The organism is Rhodobacteraceae bacterium S2214 (assembly GCA_025141675.1).
Classification (GTDB): domain Bacteria; phylum Pseudomonadota; class Alphaproteobacteria; order Rhodobacterales; family Rhodobacteraceae; genus Yoonia.
Map to the genome: position 1 here is coordinate 583,154 of CP081161.1, position 15,801 is coordinate 598,954.

General features: G+C 54.9%; 15 protein-coding genes. 8 read left to right on the forward strand and 7 right to left on the reverse strand.

Features of this window, described 5'->3' with window-relative positions:
* The first annotated feature begins 45 nt into the window (after window positions 1–45).
* Both pheT and K3729_02750 read left to right on the forward strand, forming a co-directional pair.
* Window positions 46–2,439, forward strand: a complete 2,394-nt coding sequence (pheT, locus tag K3729_02745) for a phenylalanine--tRNA ligase subunit beta (protein ID UWQ99734.1) — start codon at window positions 46–48, stop codon at window positions 2,437–2,439.
* A gap of 71 nt (window positions 2,440–2,510) precedes the next feature.
* On the forward strand, window positions 2,511–2,954 hold the full coding sequence (locus K3729_02750; protein UWQ99735.1) for a YtoQ family protein: 444 nt from the start codon (window positions 2,511–2,513) through the stop codon (window positions 2,952–2,954).
* On the opposite strand, the gene K3729_02755 is transcribed toward K3729_02750, so the two are convergent.
* Window positions 2,951–3,649: a glutathione S-transferase N-terminal domain-containing protein gene (locus K3729_02755; protein ID UWQ99736.1), complete on the reverse strand. Its 699-nt coding sequence runs from the start codon at window positions 3,647–3,649 to the stop codon at window positions 2,951–2,953. The two genes, K3729_02750 and K3729_02755, sit on opposite strands and share 4 nt — an antisense overlap.
* 157 nt (window positions 3,650–3,806) lie before the next feature.
* On the opposite strand from K3729_02755, the gene mscL reads away from it, so the two are divergent.
* A complete protein-coding gene (mscL, locus tag K3729_02760; GenBank protein ID UWQ99737.1) occupies window positions 3,807–4,220 on the forward strand; it encodes a large conductance mechanosensitive channel protein MscL in 414 nt (137 codons plus the stop codon).
* Between the two features lie 55 nt (window positions 4,221–4,275).
* Here mscL and ald read toward each other — a convergent pair whose 3' ends face one another.
* Window positions 4,276–5,394: an alanine dehydrogenase gene (ald, locus tag K3729_02765; GenBank protein UWQ99738.1), complete on the reverse strand. Its 1,119-nt coding sequence runs from the start codon at window positions 5,392–5,394 to the stop codon at window positions 4,276–4,278.
* A 137-nt stretch (window positions 5,395–5,531) separates the two neighbouring features.
* On the opposite strand from ald, the gene K3729_02770 reads away from it, so the two are divergent.
* Window positions 5,532–5,990: an Lrp/AsnC family transcriptional regulator gene (locus tag K3729_02770; GenBank protein ID UWQ99739.1), complete on the forward strand. Its 459-nt coding sequence runs from the start codon at window positions 5,532–5,534 to the stop codon at window positions 5,988–5,990.
* 61 nt (window positions 5,991–6,051) lie between these two features.
* Here K3729_02770 and K3729_02775 read toward each other — a convergent pair whose 3' ends face one another.
* Window positions 6,052–6,480 carry a hypothetical protein gene (locus K3729_02775; protein UWQ99740.1) on the reverse strand — a complete coding sequence of 143 codons (429 nt, stop codon included), beginning with the start codon at window positions 6,478–6,480 and terminating at the stop codon, window positions 6,052–6,054.
* A gap of 137 nt (window positions 6,481–6,617) precedes the next feature.
* Complete coding sequence (locus K3729_02780; GenBank protein ID UWQ99741.1) at window positions 6,618–8,213, reverse strand: choline dehydrogenase; 1,596 nt, start codon at window positions 8,211–8,213, stop codon at window positions 6,618–6,620.
* Window positions 8,214–8,329: 116 nt separating this feature from the next.
* Between K3729_02780 and K3729_02785 the strand changes: the two genes are divergently transcribed.
* The 4 genes from K3729_02785 to K3729_02800 all read left to right on the forward strand — a co-directional run bounded on the left by K3729_02785 (window position 8,330) and on the right by K3729_02800 (window position 12,494).
* Complete coding sequence (locus K3729_02785) at window positions 8,330–9,562, forward strand: TRAP transporter substrate-binding protein (GenBank protein ID UWQ99742.1); 1,233 nt, start codon at window positions 8,330–8,332, stop codon at window positions 9,560–9,562.
* Between the two features lie 114 nt (window positions 9,563–9,676).
* Window positions 9,677–10,345 carry a TRAP transporter small permease subunit gene (locus tag K3729_02790; protein UWQ99743.1) on the forward strand — a complete coding sequence of 223 codons (669 nt, stop codon included), beginning with the start codon at window positions 9,677–9,679 and terminating at the stop codon, window positions 10,343–10,345.
* Window positions 10,345–11,700: a TRAP transporter large permease gene (locus K3729_02795; GenBank protein ID UWQ99744.1), complete on the forward strand. Its 1,356-nt coding sequence runs from the start codon at window positions 10,345–10,347 to the stop codon at window positions 11,698–11,700. The genes K3729_02790 and K3729_02795 overlap by 1 nt, the downstream gene beginning before the upstream one ends.
* Window positions 11,701–11,714: 14 nt before the next feature.
* Window positions 11,715–12,494: an IclR family transcriptional regulator gene (locus tag K3729_02800; GenBank protein ID UWQ99745.1), complete on the forward strand. Its 780-nt coding sequence runs from the start codon at window positions 11,715–11,717 to the stop codon at window positions 12,492–12,494.
* 12 nt (window positions 12,495–12,506) lie between these two features.
* Here the strand turns inward: K3729_02800 and K3729_02805 are convergent, their stop codons facing one another.
* From K3729_02805 to iolG, 3 genes are all read right to left on the reverse strand, one after another.
* On the reverse strand, window positions 12,507–13,910 hold the full coding sequence (locus K3729_02805; GenBank protein ID UWQ99746.1) for a serine/threonine protein kinase: 1,404 nt from the start codon (window positions 13,908–13,910) through the stop codon (window positions 12,507–12,509).
* Window positions 13,911–14,019: 109 nt separating this feature from the next.
* Window positions 14,020–14,742 carry a sterol desaturase family protein gene (locus tag K3729_02810; GenBank protein UWQ99747.1) on the reverse strand — a complete coding sequence of 241 codons (723 nt, stop codon included), beginning with the start codon at window positions 14,740–14,742 and terminating at the stop codon, window positions 14,020–14,022.
* Window positions 14,743–14,811: 69 nt separating this feature from the next.
* Entirely contained in the window at window positions 14,812–15,798 is a 987-nt protein-coding gene (gene iolG / locus K3729_02815) for an inositol 2-dehydrogenase (GenBank protein ID UWQ99748.1), read from the reverse strand.
* Window positions 15,799–15,801: the final 3 nt, after the last annotated feature.

Here is a 15,801-nt window from a genome sequence, read left to right on the forward strand (position 1 = left end):
TTGGGTTAGGACAGCATCAACACATCTGATGCACGGACGACGTTCATGAAATTCACGCTATCTTGGCTAAAATCCCACCTCGACACCGACGCTTCTGTAGCGGACATCGCAGAGGCGCTGACCGACCTCGGGCTCGAAGTCGAAGGCATCGAAAACCCGATTGAAAAGCTGTCAGCCTTTACCATCGGCTACGTTGAAAGCGCGGAAAAACACCCCGACGCGGACAAGCTGAAAATCTGTCAGGTCGCAACCAAAGACGGGCCAACACAGATCATCTGCGGGGCGCCAAATGCGCGCGAAGGGATCACCGTCGTGATCGCATCGCCGGGGACTTACGTTCCGGGCCTTGATATCACCATCGGCGTCGGCAAAATCCGTGGCGTCGAAAGCTTCGGCATGATGTGTTCCGAAAAAGAGATGGAGCTGTCCGACGAACACGACGGCATCATTGAACTGCCATCAGGCGACGTCGGGCAAAGCTACACCGACTGGTTGGCAGCGAACGATCCGTCCAAAGTTGACCCTGTGATCGAAATCGCCATCACACCAAACCGGCCAGATGCGCTTGGCGTACGCGGGATTGCACGTGATCTGGCGGCACGTGGCCTTGGCAAAATGAAACCGCGCGACGTCGATGTGGTGCCCGCGACGATCACATCCGATCTGTCCGTCACCATCGCGGACGACACGCTGGACGGTTGCCCCGTCTTCACGGGCCGCCTGATCAAAGGCGTGAAAAACGGACCGTCGCCTGCGTGGTTGCAAGACCTGTTGCGGGCGATTGGACTGCGTCCAATTTCCTTCCTCGTCGATGTGACCAACTTCTTCACCTACGATCTGAACCGCCCTTTGCATGTCTTCGATGCCGATAAGGTCGCGGGCAATCTGCGTGTGCACCGTGCGGCTGGCGGTGAAACGATCACTGCGCTGGACGAAAAAGAATACACGTTGCAAGCGGGTCAGATGATCATTTCCGATGACAATGGCGCGGAAAGCATCGCGGGCATCATGGGTGGTCTTGATACGGGCTGCACCGAAGAAACAACCAACGTCTTTGTCGAATCCGCGTACTGGGATCCGGTGCAGATTGCCTACGCAGGCCGTGCGCTGAAGATCAATTCAGACGCGCGCTACCGCTTTGAACGCGGCGTTGATCCGGCGTTCACGCCCGAAGGTCTGGAACACGCGGTGCGCATGATCGTCGATCACGCAGGCGGTGAAGCGTCCGAGATGATCGTCGCAGGTGCCGTGCCGGACGTGTCGCGTGCGTATAAATTGGACGCCAAACGGGTGATTTCACTTGTTGGAATGGACATCCCTGAAAGCACACAACGCCAGACGCTGACAGCCCTTGGGTTCCGTCTTGAAGGTGACATGGCGCATGTGCCGTCATGGCGGCCTGATGTGCAGGGCGAAGCTGATCTTGTTGAAGAAGTCGCACGGATTGCGTCGCTTACCAAACTGGAAGGCAAACCACTGCCGCGCATGGCTGGTGTGCCGAAACCTGTGCTGACACCGATGCAGCTGCGGTCTTCTGCAGCACGGCGTACTGCTGCGGCTTTGGGCTATAACGAATGCATCAGCTATTCTTTCATCGACAAAGAAGCAGCGAGCCTTTTTGGCGGCGGTGACGATGCAACGATGCTGGAAAACCCGATTTCCAGCGATATGTCGCACATGCGTCCGGGCCTTCTTCCGGGCCTTTTGCGGGCAACATCGCGCAACCAAGCGCGCGGTTTTGCTGATATGGCGCTGTTCGAAGTCGGGACAGCCTTCCAAGGCGGCGAACCGGGCGAACAACACACCCAAGTGGCTGGCATCCTGATTGGACGGACTGGTCCGAAGGACGTGCTAGGCGAAGCGCGTGACGTTGATGTGTACGACGCGAAAGCAGATGCAGAAGCGATCCTGTCCGCCGTTGGCGCCCCCGCAAAAGTACAAATCCTGCGTGGCGGTGAAGGATGGTGGCATCCCGGTCGTCACGGCCGGATTTGTCTGGGGCCAAAGAAAGTGCTGGGTGTCTTCGGTGAAATTCACCCGAAAATCCTGCGCGAAATGGACATCAAAGGTCCGGCCGTTGGGTTCGTGATTTACCCTGAACAAGTGCCCGTGCCGAAGAAGAAATCACCGGCGCGACCTGCTTTGAAGGCCACAGATCTGCAAGCCGTCGAGCGCGACTTTGCCTTTGTGGTGGACGCGGAACTAGAGGCCTTGACGCTGGTCAATGCAGCGACCGGTGCAGACAAGGCGTTGATCACTGACGTGCGTATCTTCGATGAATTCATCGGTGGGTCACTGGGCGAAGGTAAGAAATCGCTTGCGATGACCGTACGTTTGCAGCCCGTTGATACGACGCTGAAAGACAAAGAGATCGAAGCAGTTGCTGCCAAGATCGTCGAAAAAGTGACGAAAGCCACGGGCGGTACGTTGCGCGGCTAATGCCGCGCCAGATTGGGGGCCAGCCCCCAAACCCCCGAGGTATTTTTGACCAAAAGAAAGGGAACGTCCCGATGAAAGTCTATCTGTCCGGTGAAATTCACACTGATTGGCGCGATGAAATTATTGCGGGTGCTGGCGCGCTTGATGTGACCTTTGCAGCCCCTGTGACCGATCATGCCGCATCCGATGATTGTGGTGTTGCGATCATGGGCGCTGAGCCGAACAAGTTCTGGCACGACAACAAAGGCGCCAAGCTAAACGCGATCCGCACGCGGCACGGCATTGAAACCGCTGATGTTGTGGTCGTTCGTTTTGGCGAAAAGTACAAACAGTGGAATGCGGCATTTGACGCTGGCATGGCAGCCGCCCTTGGTAAATCACTGATCGTGATGCACGGCGCGGATCATCAGCATGCGCTGAAGGAAGTGGATGCTGCGGCGTTAGCCGTTGTGGAAACGCCGCAGCAAGTGGTTCAGATTTTGGAATACGTCCTGTCAGGATCGCTTCCGGGTTAAACGGGCCGCGCCGGAATGTTCATAGCTTTGCCCACGGCAGGGCGCGCCATGAAACGTTCCAGATAGGCGGGCACGTTTTTCAGATCGTCAAAACCGACAGCGTCTCGCGTTCCGTAGAAGTTCAACGCGTTCAGCCAAGGCGCGATCGCCATGTCTGCGATGGAATAGTCACCGGCGATCCAGTCTTTGCCTTCCAGCGCGCCATCCAACACGGCCAGCAGCCGTTTGGCTTCATCGCGGTAGCGTTCGCGCGGGCGGGGATCTTCGATTTCTTTACCTGCGAATTTGTAGAAAAATCCCATTTGACCAAACATCGGCCCAAGGCCACCCATCTGGAACATCACCCATTTCGTGACCTCTGCTTTTTCGGCAGCGTTGGTCCCAATGAACTTGCCGGACTTTTCACCCAAATACAGCAGGATCGCGCCGCTTTCCCACAACCCGATCGGGCCTGTCGGGCCATTCGGATCAATGATCGCGGGGATTTTGTTGTTCGGGTTCAGCGACAGGAATTCGGGGCTTTTGACGTCGCTGTCAGACAGCGTCACCAAATGTGGTTCATATGCAAGACCCATTTCCTCAAGCGCAATGGATACCTTCACGCCGTTTGGTGTCGGAAAGGAATACAGCTGGATGAGGCTTGAATCTTTTGGGGCCCAACGTGTCGTGATCGGGAAGTTCGCGAGAGATGTCATGTGACATAGCCTTAAATGAAAAAACGTTATCCCCAACTTAGGGGGAATGGCCCTGAATAAAACCCATGGAAATCTATCACGACTGCAGTAAAGATGTGCGTATTCGCGCAGCTGGCATCAGATCAGACGCGTTTGGAACTGAAATGTGGGGACTACAATGATCAACGAATTCAAAGATTTTATCGCCAAAGGCAATGTCATGGACATGGCTGTTGGTATCATCATCGGTGCGGCGTTCACGGCAATCGTGGGCAGCCTTGTGGCCGACCTTATCAATCCAATCATCAGCCTCTTTATGGGCGGTCTGGACTTTAGCGGCATGTTCGCAATTCTGGGCGACGGCGAGTTTGCAAACATCACAGCCGCTGAAGAAGCAGGCGCTGCGGTCTTCGCATACGGTCGTTTCATCATGGCCATCATCAACTTCCTGATCATCGCGTTTGTGGTGTTCATGCTGGTGAAAGCAGTGAACAAAGCCAAAGGTCCAGAAGTGGAAGAGCCACCAGCAGCACCAGCTGGCCCAACACAAGAAGAACTGTTGGCCGACATTCTGGTACAGTTGAAGAAGTAATTCGCATTCATTGCGAAGTGAGAAAGGCCCGCACATTGTGCGGGCCTTTTGCGTTTTAGGCTTTCAAAGCAAGCTGCGGCGACAACACATCAATTCCCAACGCCTTGCCGACGGCGAAATACGTCAGCTTGCCTGCGTGAACGTTCAGACCGTTCAACAAATGCGGATCGTCTTCGCAGGCCTGACGCCACCCCTTGTCGGCCAAGGCCAACATGAACGGCATCGTTGCGTTCCCAAGTGCGATGGTAGACGTGCGGGCCACAGCCCCCGGCATGTTGGCGACGCAATAATGCATGATCCCATCGACGTCGTAGATCGGATCTTGGTGGGTTGTGGCTTTTGATGTTTCAAAACACCCGCCCTGATCAATCGCCACGTCGACAAGCGCCGCACCCGGTTTCATCTCGGACAATTGCGCGCGTGAAATCAGCTTGGGGGCAGCCGCACCAGGGATCAGGACAGCCCCCACAACCAGATCAGCCTCGCGGACCAATTCAATCGTGTTGCCGGCGCTGGCATAAGACGTCTTGAACTGGCCACCAAACACATCGTCGAGATACCGCAAACGGGGCAGGGACCGATCCAGCACGGTCACGTCAGACCCCATGCCAGCCGCGATTTTCGCGGCATGCGTCCCAACAACACCGCCACCGATCACAACCACCTTCGCAGGGCCAACACCTGGCACACCACCCATCAAAACACCGCGCCCGCCGTTCGCCTTCTGCAAGGTCCACGCGCCAACTTGCGGCGCAAGACGGCCAGCAACTTCGGACATCGGGGCCAGCAAAGGCAGGCCGCCGCGATCATCGGTCACCGTTTCATAAGCAATGCACGTCGCACCAGATGCGATCAGGTCATGGGTCTGTTCTGGATCAGGGGCGAGGTGTAGATACGTGAACAGGATTTGCCCTTCGCGCAGCATTTTACGCTCAATCGCTTGGGGTTCTTTGACCTTTACGATCATGTCGGCGGCGGCAAATACTTCGGCGGCGGTGCCAACCATCTGGGCACCTGCATCCGTGTAATCGGCGTCGGTAAAACCCGCGCCGACGCCTGCGCCAGCTTCCATCGTGACGGTATGGCCGTGGGCTACGGCTTCGCGGGCGGCGTTTGGTGTCAGGCCAACGCGGAATTCCTGTGGCTTAATCTCTTTGGGGCAACCGATGTGCATGGTGATTCTCCTTCTCCCTATCGCCCGATAGTCTGCCGCTCCGGTTGCAAATGCTTGTGGAATACCGTTGCTTGTTAGCGAAACCATTCGTAGGTTCGTGCAAGGCTGTGGCAAATATTCGAAGGATCGTGCGCCAAATGGAAATAGACCACATCGACCGCCGCATCCTAGAGGTGTTGCAAAAATCGGGCCGGATGTCGAATGCGGACCTGTCGGAAATGGTGAACCTCTCGGCCTCGGCCTGTCATCGGCGGGTACAACGGTTGGAAAAAGACGGCTTCATTCGGGACTACGTGGCGCTGCTGAACCCGCGCAAAGTCGGGCGACCCACGACCGTGTTTGTCGAAATCACGTTGTCAGGGCAGGCGGACGAGGTGCTCGACGCTTTTGAGAAAGCCATCGCGCGTATCCCCGATGTTTTGGAATGTCACCTGATGGCGGGGACGGCGGATTATCTGCTCAAGGTCGTGGCTGGCGACACGGAAGATTTCGCGCGCATCCACCGCCGCTACCTCGCAACGCTCCCGGGGGTGGCACAAATGCAGTCATCATTCGCGCTGCGAACAGTGCGGAACACAACAGCGATGCCGGTTTGAGTGTGAATGGCTGGATTGCGGGACAAAGCGGACTCCGACACTTTGTCTTTAGCATAGGAATTCACTTTGGCTTTGAGGCTTTTTCTTTTCGGACAATGGCTTTCACGCCGTCCCATTCGGTTGAACTGAGTTGATTTTCAGACAAGCGCCAAAGAAAATCTTTAGTGCTTCTGAAGAGTGGGTCAGCGATTAAGTCGAAGTCTTTAACTACCGGAGCCAGAAGTTCATCAAAAACCTCGAATTTGGTTCTCCAACTGTTTGGAATGCTTGTGTCGAGAAACTCCCAACTCTCTATTCTACTGAAGAAAACATCTCCAAGCATGTCGGAATATGGTATGAGCAAAAGCAGGCATCGTCCGCCCCTTTTGCTAACGCCCCAAACGTTCACTTCTGCCCCCACACCCATCTCATTGAGATGGGATTGCCAGCTGTGGGCTAAGTCCTCATCGAGTTCCTGCTGAGCTGGAAAAGGTTGTAGTCGCACTCTCATTGCTGAATTCCGGTGGAATTTGAATTGATTGTCACCAACCAAATTGCATGGAGAATATAGAAAATACTAGGGCAGGTATGGGCTCAAAGCAGACGCAAGGGTCCTGTCCTAACGTTCAAGCCTTTGAGCCCCCGAAATCACCCATCCTCCAATATCAAATCAGACGCCTTTTCCCCGATCATGATCGCGGGCGCGTTGGTGTTGCCTGACACGATCTCTGGCATGATCGAACAATCCGCGACCCGCAGCCCGCTGATCCCGTGTACCCGCAATCGCGCATCGACGACCGCGTTTTCGCCTTCACCCATCCGGCAGGTTCCCGTCGGGTGGTAGATCGACGCGGTGTTGTTGCGTGCCCAATCCAATGTTTGATCGTAGTCATCCATCGGCATGTCTTTGTTCGGACGATATTCTTCCGAGATTTTTTCAGTGAGGGGCGCATTACGGGCAATTTTGCGGGCGATATTTACACCTGCAACAACCGTATCGCAGTCGGTTTTCGTCGACAGGTAGTTCGGAATGATCGCCGGATAGGCGCGCGGATCGGATGATTTCAGGCGAATCTCTCCCTTTGATTCGGGACGCAATTGGCAGACTGACATCGTGAACGCCGAGAATTTGTCAGCCCCTTTACCCGGATTTTCGGCCGACAAAGGTTGGACATGGAATTGCACGTCAGGCGTTTCGACCTCTGGCCGTGTCTTCATAAAACCGGTGGCAAGGGACGCGGCCATGGCCATCGGGCCGGTGCGGGTGGTGATATATTTCAGCCCGATTTTGGCCTGACCGAACAGCGATGACACCTCGTCATTCAGAGTCGGTTCGTGTGTCTTGTAAACCAGCCGCGCTTGCAAGTGATCTTGCATGTTTTTGCCAACGGCCCGCAGGTCCTGCTTCACCTCAATCCCGTTCTCGATCAACTGCTCTGCGTCGCCCACGCCGGACAACATCAATATCTGTGGAGAGTTAATCGCACCCCCCGACAACACGATTTCTTTGCCCGCTTTGACGATCTGCTTTTTGCCAGCACGGTCTGTATATTCAACACCCACAGCACGTCTGCCTTCGATGATCACGCGGTCCACTTGGGCATGTGTCCGAATTTCGAGGTTCGGGCGTCCCTTGATAGGATTCAGATACGCCACAGCCGCAGAACACCGACGACCATTTCGGGCGGTCAATTGAAAAAAGCCAACGCCTTCTTGGGTTTCGCCATTGTAATCGGGATTAAACGGATAACCGCCTGCTTCGGCAGCGGCGACCCATGCATCGGTGATCGGGCGCTGAATACGCATGTTGGAGACGGACAGCGGCCCTTGGTCGCCATGGAAATCATCCGCACCGCGTTCGTTGTTTTCCGCGCGTTTGAACAGCGGCAAAACATCGTCCCACGACCAGCCGGTATTCCCCATCTGGGCCCAGCGGTCATAGTCCTGCGCTTGACCGCGCACATACAGCAAACCGTTCAGGGACGACGATCCACCTAGAACCTTGCCGCGCGGCCATTCAATCGACCGGCCATTTAGGCCGGGATCAGGTTCCGTCTTATAACACCAGTCGACTTTGGGATTATGGATCGTCTTGAAATAGCCAACGGGGATATGAATCCACGGGTTGATATCACGCCCACCTGCTTCAAGCAGGATGACCTTGTTCGTTGGATCGGCGCTCAACCTATTGGCAAGCACGCAGCCAGCTGACCCGGCTCCGACGACGATGTAATCTGCGTGCATTTCGACCCCTTCCTGCGATTGTTGAAAAAAAGTCTATGCAGAACGCTCATCCCATACTAGTCTTTTTTTGAAACTAAAAGTCTCAATAATACGAGACGCCAAAGGGAGGAACTACAATGAGTGTTGGAAACAAGCTAAGTCAGATCTCGCGTCGTGATCTGTTTAAGCTCGCGGGCCAGTACGGGATGAGCAGCACGCTCATGGCGGCTGGTACGTTTGGTGGCGCAATGTCACTGGGCAATCTGGCGTCCGCTGCTGAATCGACATACGAACGCCGCTTCGCGAAAGAAGCAAAGCATACGCTAAAATTTGGCGCTGCGGGCTTTAACGCACGCAACTTGCTGATCGAACGCGCTGGCGCACTTGAATTTGCACGTGATCTGGAGGCCCGTACTGACGGTGAGATCCGTGTTGAATTTATCGGCGACAACCAAATCTGCGGTCAGACATCCTGCGTTGAGAAAACACAGCAGGGTATCGTAGACATCTACGCTGCATCCACACAGAACTCTGCGGGTGGTGCGCCATACCTTAACGTTCTGGACTACGCGTATATGTTCCGTAACCGTGCGGATCAGTACCATTTCTTGTACTCTCCGAAATCTCAGGCATTGCTGCGTGATCCATATGAAAAGCGCCACGGCCTGAAATTCTTGTTCTCACACGCTGAATTGCGCGGCATCCAGCTGGGTCTGGCATGGGAAGACAAGGACACAGTCACAAGCATCGACCAGCTTGCAGGCACAAAGAACCGCGTTACAGGGACACAGCTTGGCCGTATCGCCATGGAAGCGTTGAACCTGAACCCAGTTCCAGTGGCGTGGGAAGAAACACTTGATGGTCTAAAGCAGGGCCTGATTGATGGTGCTGAAACATGGGCGTCTGCGGTTGCATATGCGAACATGTCACCTGTTGTATCCCAGTCTGTTCACCTGAACTTCTTCTGCGGGACAGAGCACACAGCAATGTCAGCATCCATCTTTGATGGCATGACAGGCGAATTGCAGGATGCGATCATGGAATCGTCTTACTGGGCACAGACACACGTGCAGGCCGCAAACGAAGCCGCACTTGTGAAAACTGTTGGTCAGTCCGATCCACAGCTTCCAAACACAATCTTCGCGCAAAACAACGTTCGCAACGCGTTCTTGTCTGCCGAAGAAATTCGCAAAGCCGAAGAAATGTGTTCACCAGAATTCCAACCACAGCTGTGGGAAGAATGGCGCGAGCGGCTTAACGGCTGGTCCGGTGGTCTGGATACATATCAGGAAATCTATGACGAAGTACGCACAATCGATGCGGACACGCTTCCTGAAAATGTTGAACCACGCCGCTGGTGGAAGGGCTAATTTAGCGCTTTACTCATTGCGAGGGCCGGCCGAGGGAGGAACTGTTCGGCCGGCCTTTTCACATAGAACGCATTCCGCGCAGGCGCGGTTTATCAAGTTGGGGGAGACCTTCGGATGTCACTTATCACCGAAGCATTGGCAGTCGTGCCAGCCATCTTTTCAGGCTCTGCCTGGGAGATGCGGGACGCTTTTTATACAGATGGAATGTGGCTCTTCTGTTTCTTTTTGACGATTGCCGCAGGATTTCTAGGGCACTACTTTTTCCGGTTCCTGCCGTTTATGGATCGCCACCTTGAACGCGGTATCGCAGTTGCGACTTATATCATGATCGCAGCGATCATCTGTTGGGGCGTCATCGACCGGTTCGTATTTTCCAGCCAATGGTCTGGGTCAACGACAGTGCCGCCGTTCCTGTTCATGATCATGGCATGGTTCGGGTGTTCGTATAACGTCCGCCTGCGGACCCACCTGTCCTTCAACGAATTCCGCAACAAGATGTCGCGCAACGGCCAGATGGCCGCGCTGACAATGGACACTGTGCTTTGGTTCGGCTTCTGCTGGATCGCGATCACAACGTCCTTGAAATTCACCGCGTATTCCGCCGACAACTTCCAGTTGGTTGATGGCGTCGACAACACAATGAAGTGGTGGTTCTACATCACCGTCCCTGTAGCCTTTGGACTGATGTCCGGCCGCGTATTTGGAAACTGGATCGAGGATTGGAAGAACTACAAATCCGGTGATCCGATCTTGAAACAAGCTGTTATTGGGGGGGACGTCTGATGACTGATGGTACTTTGATTACGCTCATATCTGTTGGTGTGACGATCCTTTTCATGCTCGGCGCGCCCGTGCTTCTGGTCATTTTCTATTGGGTAATCGGCTGTAGCTTTGTCATCGACCTGCCCATCGACAACACAGGCAATGAACTGCTGAACGTATTTAACAAGGGCTTCGCGCTACTCGCGATGCCGCTGTTCATCCTGACGGGGGACTTGATTAACCAATCAGGGATCGCCCGACGATTATCGGATTTCGCGTATTCCTGCCTTGGCTGGTTGCGCGGAGGTCTAGCGATGGCGTCATTGGCGGCATGTGGTCTGTTCGCAGCGATCTCTGGGTCGAACTCAGCGACGACAGCGACCATCGGGTCCATGTTGCACCCTGAAATGGTCAAAGGCGGCTACGACGAACGGTTCTCGGCGGCGACTGCTGCTGCGGGTGGTACGGTCGGGATCATCATTCCGCCGTCAATCATCTTCATCGTTTACGGCTTCTTGCTGAACCTGCCGATCTCTGACCTGTTCGTCGCCGGGATCATTCCGGGTGCGTTGATGGTCTTGGCCATGATGACCGCGTGTTTCATCATCTGTACGCTGAACGGTTGGGGCTACCTGATCCGTTTGTCCGTAAGCCGCATCTTCAAAACGGCCATCGGGGCTTGGCTTGGCTTCTTTGCCATCGGTCTGGTGCTTTGGGGCATCTACACCGGCAAGTTCTCTCCGACTGAAGCCGCAGGCGTGACCGTTGGGTTCTGTATGCTTGTGGGCCTTCTGTGCTTCCCGTTGAACAAAATCATGGGCAGCAGCGCGGATTTGCCTGCCGAAGAAAAAAGCGTCCTGTCCATGTTCGTGGTCGAAGGGTTCACATTGCTGCAACTGCCGGCCATCGTGTCGCGGTCCGCGCAGATCACAGGTATCCTTGTGCCACTGATCGCGGTTTCTGTGGCGATGCAGCAGGTGATGTCATCACTTGGGGCGAAAGAATACATCGGTGACTTTGTGACGGGGATGGGCGGCTACTACGCAGTTCTGTTCACATCCATGGCCATCGTTTTCGTGACCGGGATGATCCTTGAATCCCTGCCAGTGACGATCATTCTCGCACCAATTTTGGCGCCGATCGCAGCCTCTGTGGGCGTCGATCCAATCCACTTCTCGGTGATCTTCCTTGTGGGTGCATCCATCGGGTTCATTACGCCGCCGTACGGGTTGAATTTGTACGTCGCGTCAGGTGTGACAGGCGTTCCATACTTTAGATTGTTACGTTACACGGTCCCATACCTCGTCGCGCTGATCTCAGTCTGGTTCCTTGTAGCACTGACACCGGAGTTGGCGTTGATGTTGCTCCCTGAGTAAGTGGAAATAAGAAAATGGCACGCGACGATCTAAACGAGAAACAGAACATCCCAACCAACATGCGGTTGCTCTTGTTGCTCGAAGAGGTCGCAGCGACCGGTGTGCCTGTCACACCCACCGAAGTGAACAGTCGGCTTGGCCTGCCCAAGCCGACGATCCACCGCCTATTTGCCACCCTCGAAGAGGCAGGTTTCCTGCAACGTGATATCGACGGACGATCCTATAGTCCGGGCCGCAGGCTGCGGCAGATGTCGGTCGATATTCTATCAAGCTTACGGATCAGAACCGCACGCCTTGCTGTTCTGAATGCACTTGCGTCAGAGGTCGGCGAAACCTGTAACGTCGCCACACCTGACCGCGACGCCATGATTTATCTGGATCGCGTCGAAACCAAATGGCCCCTGCGTATTCAGTTGCCTGTCGGGACGTCGGTTCCGCTACATTGCACAGCATCGGGCAAGATGTACCTGTCGTCGCTACAACCCAGCCATCTGGAACAATATCTCGGGGCGGCGCATCTGGAAGAAATGACGCCTCAGACGATCACCGATCCAGTCAAGCTGGCAGAACGGCTGTCGCAAATCAAAGAGCAGGGTTATTCGACCGACAACGCGGAATTCATGGAAGACATGGTCGCGTGCGCCGTCCCGATCTTGGATGGGCGCGGGCGTTTAGTGTCAACACTGTCGATCCACGCACCCACGCAACGCATGAGCCTTGACGACGTCAAAGCACATGTTCCGTTGATGCATGAAACAGCAGCGAAGCTAACGCACCTGGTTCTGGACGACTAAAGCTTTGGGCGATTAAAGACCGGCCAACTGAATGACGGCTTCAGCATTGCTCAACGCGGCAAAACATGCGGCCAATACAACCATGACAGCAGCGACCAGCTTCAGGTTCAGACCGCGAGACCGCTTTGTCTGCTCAGGGCCTTCCTCATGATATTCCGGCATCGGTTGCGGAACAATCGTTGGATCCAGCGACATTGGTTTGAACGGCGGGATCGTCTTTTGACGACCAAAGCGGCCAGCAAATTTCGGCCTTTCGTCCAGTTCAATTGCACCATCATCAACGCCGTTGCGGGTTTCTTCGTTGAATTCTTTCACCCAATCAGCAACGTCGGTTGACGTGTTTTCCTGCAGCAATTCCAACGGGGTTTTCTTTAGTGGGGTCGGTGGAATTGTCAGCAATTCCTTGTTTGTCTCGGACACCAGACTGGTCAGCGTCATGCCAAGACTTTCGTTCACAACGGGGCGGACATAATCGTCGACATGCGTGTTGTGCGGGTCAACCATTTCAAACCACGAACGGGCGGACTGGAGACGGTCTTTGGGTGCGATCTGCATCGCTTTGTCGATCGCGGCCAAGAACAATTCGTCATATTCAGGGAACGATCCGACCAGCGGACGGCAAGGATCAGGGTTCTTTACCGCAATTTCGGCAACGCGGGTCTGACTGTTCACGGGGGCTTCACCCGAAATCAGATGATAGAACGTGGCGGCCAACGCATAAAGGTCGCTGCTTTCGTTCTGATTGCTGCCAGCGAAATAGAATTCCTGCGGAGAATATCCGTCTTTCACAACCATCAGCGTCGAAACGGTGCGGGTCTTCTTGCTTGCCTCTTCACGAGCAGCACCAAAGTCGATCAGGAACGGATTGCCCCACTTATCCAGCAGGATATTGTCAGGCGAAATGTCACGGTGCAGCAAATCGTGTGCATGCACCAGTTCAATGGCGTCTAGGACCTTGAACAACATATCGCGGATCTGAGTAGGTGTCAGATCGCGATTGTCATCTTCAATGATCTCTTTCAGGTCACGCCCTTCGATCAGATCAAGCGCCATATAGGCGGTGTGATTGTCTTCGAACACGCGGTGCACGCCAACGATATTGGGGTGGCGCATTTTCGCGATACTGCGGGCTTCGCGCATGAACATGTGCACGATGGATTTGTACTGGTCTTGATGTGTGGACGACCGAACGATGACGCTACAATTGTCGCGGCGGTTACAGAATGCCTCTGGGAAGCATTCTTTGATCACAACGGTCCGGTTCAGGCTGTTGTCGCGGGCGAGATACGTAATCCCGAAACCACCACGGCTAATCTGCCCTGTAATAGTAAATTCGCCGTCCATCAGCAATGTGCCGTCAGGAAGACCTACGTCGTCAGAAGAGACATCATCGATCAACTTTGGTATCGCGGTCATACGGTCACCGGTCATCGCGCGTGAAATAGCGCGTCCTTCACATTAAAAAACTGTTGGCACATCTGACGACGCGAATGTGTTGGATTTGAGACGAATTTGAGGAATCCTGCTACACAGCAGCTGCGCGCGCGACCTCGGCACTAGTCAAACCGTATTTCGGGGCGAAGCGTTGGCGGGCCGAAACAAGACGCGGATCATCAGGCCGCAAACCCAAAGTGCGAATAAATTCAATGCGTTGTTGTGATCGCAGCGTGTCGCGATCAATGGCCGTGCCCATCGCCCGATCAATCACCTCACCTCCGGGCGACACGTGAAACCATTTCGAAAAATCGCGGAAATGGTGCTGGTTGTGCAGCGTTGTGACATACCGTTCGACCCGCGTTTTGGGGATATTCAGGTGGGATGTCATGTGGAACCATTCGTATCCCAAGAACGTCAAAACCCCTCCCACGACAACAATTGCAACCGCAATTTCAAAGGCAAACGGCAGTCCGATTATCGCGGCAACACCCCAAACCAGACCAAAGTTGAACGCCAAAACGGGTAGGGCGACCCAGACCGGCACAAAGAACAATCCGTGGTTCGTCGGGAAATCGTGATGGCCGTAATGCGCCTGATACAACAGGTCAAAGGCCCACTGTCGTTTCGGCGGGGACAGGTGAAACACATAGCGATGCAGGTTGTATTCGTTCAGCATTTGGGCACCGATCCCAAGCGGGACAAGCAGCCAAACCCACCACGGGGCACCGGCGAGCACGACAATGCCAACGGCGGCGGCAAGTGCCATCAGAACGACGCTCAAATGCGAAAACATGATCTTTAGTCGCGCCATACTAGCCTCCCGCGTGGGGGAAGTATTGGCGCGACCACCAGACCTGTCAAACGCGACGCTACGACAGCGTTAGATCGCGACGGGCTGGCCTGTCTCGCAGCTTTGCGTCGCGGCATCGGCAAGCATCTGTGCCTGCAGCCCATCGTGGATCGTCGGGGTGACGGGGGCACCTTCGTTCAGGCACGCTACGAAATGCTCCATTTCGCGACGGTACGCGCTCTCGTACCGCTCAAGGAAGAAATTCAGCGTGGGCGCACGACGATAACCAGCCTCTGTCGCGACCTCGACTGTATTCTCAAGATGGTTCTCGGCGCGCAGCATCCCCTTGGCACCATGCACTTCGATCCGCTGGTCATAACCATAGGTGGCACGACGCGAATTGCTGATCTGACAAATCTTGCCGGACACCGTTTTCAGCATCACACCAGCAGTATCCACATCACCGGCTTTCCCGATCTCGGGATCAACCAAGGCAGACCCGTAAGCGACAACCTCAATCGGGTCTTCGCCCAACAGGAAACGCGCCATATCCAGATCGTGGATCATCATGTCGCGGAAGATACCACCGGATGATTTTACATAAGACAGTGGGGGCGGAGACGGGTCGCGGGAGAGGATCGTCACCATCTCAACGTCCCCCACTTCACCAGCAGCGATCCGCGCCTGCACATTGGCAAAGCTCGGATCAAAGCGGCGATTGAAAGCGGTCATAAACTGAACGCCGGTTTCCTCGACGATCTTGATCAGGTCGCGAATGCGATCCGCAGACATATCAACGGGCTTTTCGCAGAAGATATCTTTGCCCGCTTTTGCGGCGGCGGCGATCAGGTCAAAATGCGTGTCGGTTGGCGTGCCAATCACGACAGCATCCACGTCTTCGGACCGCATAATCGTGTCGTTATCCCGCACCTCGGCGCCAAGCGTATCAGCAAGCGCTTTGGCCGTTTCGGGAAAGAAATCTGAAACGGCCGTGACCGTTGCATTGTCCATGCCACGGATCGTACGGGCATGCACTTGGCCAATGCGGCCAGCGCCTAACAAAGCGAGTTTGATCATCGT